At 46.8% G+C, this 2,705-nt stretch carries 1 protein-coding gene and 1 pseudogene; one reads left to right on the top strand and one right to left on the bottom strand.

Annotated features, from left to right (window positions below; genetic code table 11):
* Nucleotides 1-119: 119 nt before the first annotated feature.
* Nucleotides 120-686: pseudogene (locus NL643_RS22655) on the bottom strand (electron transfer flavoprotein subunit beta/FixA family protein); the annotation flags it as partial.
* A gap of 278 nt (nt 687-964) precedes the next feature.
* Here NL643_RS22655 and NL643_RS22650 point away from each other — a divergent pair.
* Nucleotides 965-2,599: an electron transfer flavoprotein-ubiquinone oxidoreductase gene (locus tag NL643_RS22650; protein ID WP_253645243.1), complete on the top strand. Its 1,635-nt coding sequence runs from the start codon at nt 965-967 to the stop codon at nt 2,597-2,599.
* Nucleotides 2,600-2,705: the final 106 nt, after the last annotated feature.

The raw sequence follows: 2,705 nt of genomic DNA, 5'->3' as shown, positions 1-2,705 counted from the left end.
GTGTTGAGTGAAATCATCACGGCTGTTGTGACGAAGAGACCGTACCCAAACGTTTTTGATCTATAAACTGCATATGTTTCTTCAGATCTGGTAAGTCAAGATACCTCGGTGAACGCTTACGGTAGCGAGGCGTAACGCGGTTCATTCAAACGCAAATCCGTGCTGATGATCGCAGGCAGATCCAGTTTGAGCGTCTCTAAGCCACCATCGATTTCTCGTGTAACCAGAACCGTTTCCCCTTCTACTTTCACTTCCGATACAAATGTCCCCTGCGGACGATTCGACAGTGCTGCCAACGTTTGCGCGACTTGGTTGTTATCCGTATCGATTGACTGTTTACCCAGAAGCACCAATTGAGCCTGTTCTTGTTCCATCACGACTTTAAGTAACTTCGCGACCGCAAGCGGTTCTGGTGACGGTTCAACATCAATATGAATCGCACGATCCGCACCTAATGCAAGCGCTGAGCGCAATTGTTCCTGACAACTGGTGTCACCAATCGACACCACTAACACCTCTTCTGCTACCCCAGCTTCTTTAAGGCGTACCGCCTCTTCCACCGCAATTTCACAGAATGGGTTCATCGTCATCTTCACGTTGTTGGTTTCCACGCCGGAACCATCAGATTTCACTCTTACTTTAACGTAAGGGTCAATTACACATTTAATCGCAACCAGTACTTTCACATTCCCTCCTAGCAGATCGCAAAGCGATACGCGTCCTAGCAATTGGGTCATGCGCGACAAAGATTTGCATTAAAGCTCAGGTTTTTCATAACCTTGCTTGGTAAAAACACATCATGACACCGTCACTCAAAACCTTTATCACGCCCTATGACGTTACCATTTGAGCTTAGTTTAGTTTACGTTTACGTCAACTGGACTATAGTTCTTTATACGAGCACTGCGTAATAGAAGAAGCACCTAAAACACAAAGAAAGGTTTCGTATAAAGGAAGCAAGAAGATGGAAAGAGAATGCATGGAATTTGATGTGGTGATTGTCGGCGCCGGACCTGCTGGTTTGAGTGCAGCATGCCGCTTAGCGCAACTCAATCAAGAACGTGAAGGTGAACCTCTGTCTATTTGTGTGGTAGAGAAAGGTTCAGAAGTTGGTGCACATATCTTATCTGGCGCGGTATTCGAAACACGTGCACTGGATGAACTTTTTCCTGATTGGCAAAGCATGGGCGCGCCTCTTTCCGCAGCTGTAAAAAACGATGCCTTCTTGTACCTAACCACAGAACTTAATCACGTTCGTGTTCCCCACTTTCTTACACCTAACCCAATGCACAATGACGAAAACAACTACGTCATCAGCTTGGCGAACTTGTGTCGTTGGTTAGCAGAACAAGCAGAATCACTTGGTGTCGAGGTCTATCCCGGTTTCGCCGCATCCACGATTAACTACGATGCATTTGGCGCTGTTACAGGGGTAAACACCAGCGACATGGGTTTGGACAAGAAAGGAGAAGCCAAACCCAACTTTGAAGCAGGTATCGAGCTAAAAGCCAAATACACCGTATTCGCCGAGGGGTGCCGAGGTCATCTAGGTAAAGAGCTCATTCAACGATTTGGTTTAGACGATGATAAACAATCGCAACATTATGCGCTTGGGCTTAAAGAGATTTGGGAGTTACCTGTCGATGCCAAAGGTCAATCAGGCAGCGTGATTCATTCTGCAGGGTATCCTCTGTGTGAATCCAGCACCACAGGCGGCGGTTTTCTCTACCACATGGAGAACAACCAAATCGCCGTTGGGCTTATTGTCGACTTAAATTACAGCAATCCTTACTTGAGTCCGTTTGACGAATTTCAACGCTTTAAGCACCACCCTGCAATCGAGCAACATTTGAAAGGCGCTCACCGAATCGCTTACGGCGCAAGAGCCATAGCGAAAGGAGGGTTGTCTTCTCTGCCGAGACAGCAATTCCCCGGCGGTTTATTGATTGGCTGTGATGCGGGCACCTTAAACGTCGCCAAAATCAAAGGCAGCCATACTGCAATGAAATCCGGTTTGTTAGCCGCAGAAGCCATTGCTGAAGCATTCACAGAATCCAATTCGGAACCGGATTACCAAACCAAGTTTGAAGATTCATGGTTATATGAAGAACTTAATGACACACGCAACTTTGGTGCAAATATTCATAAGTTCGGCAGTGTGATCGGCGGCGCACTTTCCACCTTCGAGCACAATCTATGGCAGCCACTGGTAAAGAAACCAATACCGTGGACGGTCACAGATCCTTCGCACGTTCATGAACAACTGAAACCAACCGACGAGTGCCAACCTATTCAATACTCGAAACCAGATGGCGTAATCAGCTTCGATAAACCTTCATCGGTATTTTTGTCAGGTACGCAACACGAAGAGAATCAGCCTTGCCACTTGCAACTCGCCTATCCTCATATTCCGATTCAAGTCCATTTAAAGAAGTTTGATGAGCCAAGCCAGCGCTACTGCCCTGCTGGCGTGTATGAAGTGGTAGAAGTCGAAGGCAAGCGAATATTCCAAATCAATGCCGCAAATTGTGTGCATTGCAAAACCTGTGACATCAAAGATCCATCGCAAAACATTACATGGAAAGTAAGCGCCCCATGAACACACGGGCGCTTTTTTATGTGTGGGAGAAGTTCCAGGGAAGAAGTGAGTCGATATCAGGCTCGGGCTTAGCCAACTCTTTCATGCACTTAACCATGTAGTCGTA

Source organism: Vibrio sp. Y42_MX_L11, from assembly GCF_024181785.1.
GTDB classification, from domain to species: domain Bacteria; phylum Pseudomonadota; class Gammaproteobacteria; order Enterobacterales; family Vibrionaceae; genus Vibrio; species Vibrio diabolicus.
This window is presented reverse-complemented; position numbering and strand designations above follow the sequence as displayed.